5 protein-coding genes and 1 pseudogene are annotated in these 5,482 nt (G+C 70.2%); all 6 read left to right on the forward strand.

What is annotated here, in order from left to right; all coding sequences use genetic code 11:
- Window positions 1–224 (forward strand): annotated as a pseudogene (locus KD1_RS16995) (UDP-N-acetylmuramoyl-tripeptide--D-alanyl-D-alanine ligase); the annotation flags it as partial.
- Complete coding sequence (gene mraY, locus KD1_RS15050; RefSeq protein ID WP_068403276.1) at window positions 221–1,306, forward strand: phospho-N-acetylmuramoyl-pentapeptide-transferase; 1,086 nt, start codon at window positions 221–223, stop codon at window positions 1,304–1,306. The pseudogene KD1_RS16995 and the gene mraY, both read left to right, overlap by 4 nt.
- Entirely contained in the window at window positions 1,303–2,778 is a 1,476-nt protein-coding gene (gene murD, locus KD1_RS15055) for a UDP-N-acetylmuramoyl-L-alanine--D-glutamate ligase (RefSeq protein ID WP_068403278.1), read from the forward strand. Before mraY ends, murD begins: the two co-directional genes overlap by 4 nt.
- 7 nt (window positions 2,779–2,785) lie before the next feature.
- A complete protein-coding gene (gene ftsW / locus KD1_RS15060) occupies window positions 2,786–4,108 on the forward strand; it encodes a putative lipid II flippase FtsW (protein ID WP_083542522.1) in 1,323 nt (440 codons plus the stop codon).
- Window positions 4,105–5,232, forward strand: a complete 1,128-nt coding sequence (gene murG, locus KD1_RS15065) for an undecaprenyldiphospho-muramoylpentapeptide beta-N-acetylglucosaminyltransferase (protein WP_068403280.1) — start codon at window positions 4,105–4,107, stop codon at window positions 5,230–5,232. The genes ftsW and murG overlap by 4 nt, the downstream gene beginning before the upstream one ends.
- Window positions 5,233–5,259: 27 nt before the next feature.
- Window positions 5,260–5,482, forward strand: a 223-nt coding sequence (locus tag KD1_RS15070) for a Mur ligase domain-containing protein (RefSeq protein WP_245627431.1), incomplete at its 3' end; no start/stop codon positions are given.

Raw genomic sequence — 5,482 nt, forward strand, 5'->3', positions numbered from 1 at the left:
GTGGCGTGGATCGGCTCGTCGTCGTCGGGGACGTGGCGGCGCCGATCGCCGAAGGCGCGCGCGAGGCCGGGTTGGCCGACGTGCGTGTCGTGCCCGACAGCGAGGCTGCCCATGCCCTGCTCCGTACCGAACTGACCGCTGGAGACGTGGTGTTGTTCAAGTCGAGCAACGCTGCGGGACTACGGTTGCTCGCAGACCGAATCCTGACCGAGGAGCCGTCATGAAGACCGTCCTGTTCAGCGCGTCGTTCGCGCTCGTCCTCGCGATCCTCGGGACCCCCTTGTTCATCCGGGTACTCGTCAAGCGCGGCTACGGACAGTTCATTCGCGACGACGGTCCGACGAGCCACCACACCAAGCGCGGCACCCCCACGATGGGCGGGGCGGTCATCATCGGCGCGACCCTGATCGGGTATGCCCTGGCGCATCTGATCACCCTCTCCCGGCCGACCGCGTCGGGTCTGCTCGTGCTGTTCCTCATGGTCGGCCTGGGCCTGATCGGCTTCCTCGACGACTACACGAAGATCTCCAAGCAGCGCAGCCTCGGTCTGCGGTCGTGGGAGAAACTCCTCGGCCAGACGATCGTCGGCGTCGTGTTCGCCTACCTCGCGGTGCAGTTCAGCGACCACCTGGGCCGCACGCCCGCGTCGTTCCACATCTCGTGGGTCCGTGACGTCCCGTGGCTCAACCTCGCGTACTGGGGCACCGGAGTGGGCACCGTTCTGTTCATCCTGTGGGCCAACCTCATGGTCGCGGCGACCTCGAACGGGGTGAACCTCACTGATGGTCTTGACGGTCTGGCCACCGGAGCGTCGATCCTCGTCTTCACCGCGTACGTCCTCATCGGTCTGTGGCAGTTCAGCCAGGACTGCGTCAGCAACAACGTCACCGGGTGCTACACCGTGCGCGACCCACACGATCTCGCCGTCGTGGCGGCCGCCCTGCTCGGCGCGTGCGTCGGGTTCCTCTGGTGGAACGCCTCGCCGGCCAAGATCTTCATGGGCGACACCGGTTCGCTCGCCCTCGGTGGTGCCATCGCCGGTCTGGCGATCATGACCCGCACCGAATTGCTCATGGTCGTCCTCGCGGGCCTGTTCGTCATCATCACGCTGTCGGTGATCATCCAGGTCGCCTCGTTCAAGACCACCGGCAAGCGCGTCTTCCGAATGGCGCCGCTGCAGCACCACTTCGAGCTGCTCGGGTGGAACGAGGTCACGATCGTCATCCGGTTCTGGATCATCGCCGGGATCTTCGTCGCGCTGGGTCTGGGTCTGTTCTACGCCGAGTGGGTGGTGGGCGCGGTATGACCCTGAGCGCCTTCACCCATGCCGGAGCGCCGTGGGGCACGTTGACCGTGCTCGTGGCCGGATTGGGGGTGTCCGGGTACGCCGCCGCCGACACGCTGGCCCAGCAGGGCGCCCGCGTCATCGGCGTCGACGGCGTGACCGATGAGGCCCTCGCCGGCGCGTTGGCCGAGCGCGTGCGCATCCTGCGACACCTCGACGTCGACGTGCGGCTCGGGCCCGAGCACGTCTGCGCGCTGCCGACCGACGTGCGCGTCGATGTCGTCGTCACCTCGCCCGGGTGGCGCCCCGACCAGCCGTTGCTCGCCGCCGCCGCCCGGGCCGGGATCCCGGTCTGGGGTGAGGTCGAGCTGGCGTGGCGCATGCGCGCCGAGCACGGCGCGGCCCCGTGGCTGGCCGTGACCGGCACCAACGGCAAGACGACGACCGTGCAGATGCTCACCGCGATGCTCCGGGCCGCCGGGCTGCGCGCGACCAGTGCCGGGAATGTCGGGACACCGATCCTCGATGCCGTCGTGCACCCCGAGCCCTACGACGTCATCGCCGTCGAACTGAGCAGCTTCCAACTGCACTGGCAGGAGTCGATGAGCCCGCAGGCCGCGGTCTGTCTCAACGTCGCTCCGGATCACCTCGACTGGCACGGCTCGTTCGAGGCGTACTACGCGGCCAAGGGCAAGGTCTACGCCAACACCCAGGTCGCGTGCGTCTACAACGTGGCCGACCCCATCACCGAACGCCTCGTCGAGGAGGCGGAGGTGATCGAGGGGTGTCGCGCCATCGGGTTCACCCTGGGCACGCCCGCGCCGTCGATGGTCGGCGTCGTCGACGACCTGCTCGCCGACCGCGCCTTCGTCGAGGATCGCGCGCATCACGCCGCCGAGTTGGCCAGCCTCGACGATGTGCGCGGGGAGGCCGCCTCGGTGGCGCCCCACCTTGTCGCCAACGCCCTCGCGGCCGCGGCCTTGGCCCGGGCCCACGGGGTGCCGCCGCGCGCGGTGCATGACGGGTTGCGTGCCTGGCGCCCCGAACGGCACCGCATCGAGCACGTCGCGCGGATCGACGACATCGACTGGGTCGACGACTCCAAGGCGACCAACCCGCATGCCGCGTCCGCCTCGCTGGCCGCATGGGAGCACATCGTGTGGATCGCCGGCGGCCTGCTCAAGGGCGCCAACGTCGACGAGCTCGTCGCGACGGCGGCCGAACGGCTGCGGGCCGTCGTGCTCATCGGCGCGGATCGGGCGCAGCTGGCCGAGGCGGTGCGCCGACACGCCCCGGATGTGCCGCTGATCGACGTCGACGTCACCGACGATGGAGCCATGGACGTGGTCGTCCGGGCCGCAGCCGATCACGCCCTGCCGGGCGACACGGTGCTGTTGGCTCCGGCGGCCGCATCGATGGACATGTTCGCCAACTACGAGGCCCGCGGGGACGCGTTCGCCGCCGCAGTGGGACGGTACGCACGAAAGGAGTGAGGGGCAGGTGACTTCCTCCAGCTCCACGCGTCCGCGCGGCGCGGTCGGCGGAGCGGGGAGCGCGAACCGATCTCGCACCGTCTCCTCGGGCCCGGTCTCGTCACGCACGGCTCGGCTCGCGCCGCTGCGTCGCTGGCTGGACACGCTCGAATCCCCGGTCACCTCGTACGTGGCGTTGCAGATCGTCGTCGGGCTGCTCGTGCTGCTCGGCCTGGTCATGGTGCTGTCGGCGTCGATGATCGTCTCCCTCAAGGAGAACGACTCCTCCTTCTCGATCTTCCTCAAGCAACTGAGCTTCGCCGGCATCGGCACGGTCGCGTTGTGGATCGCCTCGCGGCGCACGATCGGTTTCTGGAAACGGCTGGCCCTGCCCGTCCTGGGGGCGGCGATCGTGGGCCAGCTCCTCGTGTTCACGCCGCTGGGCATCGGCTTCCAGGGCAACCGCAACTGGCTCGACTTCGGGGTCGTCACGGTGCAACCCAGTGAGTTCGGCAAGCTGGCGCTCGTGCTCTTCGGGGCGCTCGTCCTGGCCAACAAGGCCCAGCTCATGGGCAACATCTGGCAGGCGCTCATCCCGTTCGTGTTGCCCGTGGCCGCGATCATCATCGGGCTCGTGCTGCTCGGTCACGACCTCGGCACCGCGCTGGTCCTGTGCGCCATCGTCGCGGTCATGCTCTATGTGGCCGGAGTGGCCCTGCGATGGTTCGTCGTGGGGGCGCTCGGCTTCGGGCTGCTGGTCACGGCGGCGACGCTCTCGTCGGCCAACCGGATGGGCCGCATCGCGATCTGGCTCGACCCGTCCAGTTGCGACCCCTACGGCCTGTGCCGCCAACCCCTCCACGGCCGCTACGCCCTGGCCGACGGCGGCTGGTTCGGCGTCGGCCTCGGGGCCAGCCGCGAGAAGTGGCAGTGGCTGCCCGAGCCGCACAACGACTTCATCTTCGCCATCATCGGCGAGGAGCTCGGACTGCCCGGCACGCTCTTCGTCCTGGGGCTCTTCCTCGCGCTGGCGTGGGTGGCGCTGCGCATGGTGCGCCGCACCGACGACCAGTTCGTGCGCCTCGTCACCGCCGGCATCCTCGGCTGGATCGTCGTGCAGGCCCTGATCAACATCGGCGCGGTCATCGGCGCGCTGCCGGTCATCGGGGTGCCGTTGCCGTTCGTCTCCTCGGGTGGGTCGTCGCTGGTGACGACGATGCTCGCGGCCGGGGTGCTGCTCTCCTTCGCCCGGCAGGAATCCGGGTGTGCTGAGATGCTCAGGGAGCGCCCGAACTGGTTGCGTTCCTCCCTCTCCGTGCTGCCGACGATCCGAAGGACCTCCCGCCGATGACCGACTCACCCGCGTCGCCCCTGCCCGACAGCGTTCTGCTCGCCGGAGGTGGCACCGCCGGTCACGTCTCACCGCTGCTGGCGGTGGCCGACTGCCTCCGGCGCCGGCAACCCGCCATCGGGGTGCACGTGCTCGGTACCGAGGCCGGTCTGGAGTCCCGGCTGGTGCCGGCCCGCGGCTACGACCTGCGGTTCGTGCCGAAGGTGCCCATGCCCCGCACGCCGAACATGGACCTCGTGCGGCTGCCGAGCCGGCTCAAGGCCGCCGTCGACGCGGCCGATGAGGCCATCGAACAGACCGGGGCACAGGTGGTCGTCGGGTTCGGCGGGTATGTCTCGACGCCGGCCTACCTGGCCGCGCGCCGTCGCCGACTGCCGATCGTCATCCACGAACAGAACGCCCGCGCCGGATTGGCGAACAAGCTCGGCGCCCGCCTCACGCCGTACGTCGGCGTGACGTTCCCCTCGACGCAATTGCACGGCGCGAGCGTCGTCGGGATGCCGCTGCGCGCCGAGATCACCCACCTCGATCGTGCCGCGGTGCGCGCCGAGGCGCTGGCGCACTTCGGGCTCGAGGCCGGTCGTCCGACGCTGCTCGTCACCGGTGGGTCGCTGGGGGCCAAGCGACTCAACGAGGCGTTCGAGGCGGCGGTGACCGATCTGTCGACCGCGGGTGTTCAGGTGCTGCACATCACCGGGGCGGGCAAGGAGTTCACGCCGCAACCGGTGGCGGGCGGAGCGCCGTACGTCGTGTTGTCGTACTGCGACCGGATGGACCTGGCCTACGCGGCCGTCGATCTCGTCGTCGCGCGCGCCGGGGCGAACACCGTCTGCGAACTCACCGCCGTCGGGTTGCCCGCGGTCTACGTTCCGCTGCCGATCGGAAACGGGGAGCAGCGGTTCAACGCCGAGGCCGTCGTCGCCGCGGGCGGTGGCCGACTCGTCGACGACGCCGCGATCACGCCCGCGTGGGTGCGTGATGACCTCATTCCGCTCGCCACTGACACCACACGGGTCGCGCAGATGGCTGCGGCCGCCGCCTCCGTGGGGGAGCGCGGTGCCGACGAGAAGATCGTCGACCTGATCGCCATGGCCTACGCCGGCGGCATCCGCGACGCCCGCTGAGCACCCACCCCTGCAGAAAGGCTCGCCATGAACGGCGTGAACCCCCGATTCGACTTCGCCGCGCCGTTGCCCGAGCTCACGACGCTCCGTCGCGTGCATCTCATCGCCATCGGTGGTGCGGGCATGTCGGGTGTGGCCCGGCTGCTCCTGGCCCGCGGGCTCGAGGTCAGCGGGTCGGATGCGCGTGACTCGGCGGTGCTGGCGGCGCTGCGGGCCGCCGGGGCCCAGGTGCGGGTCGGGCACGACGCCG

Source organism: Kribbia dieselivorans NBRC 106261, assembly GCF_001552435.1.
Lineage (GTDB): Bacteria > Actinomycetota > Actinomycetes > Actinomycetales > Dermatophilaceae > Kribbia > Kribbia dieselivorans.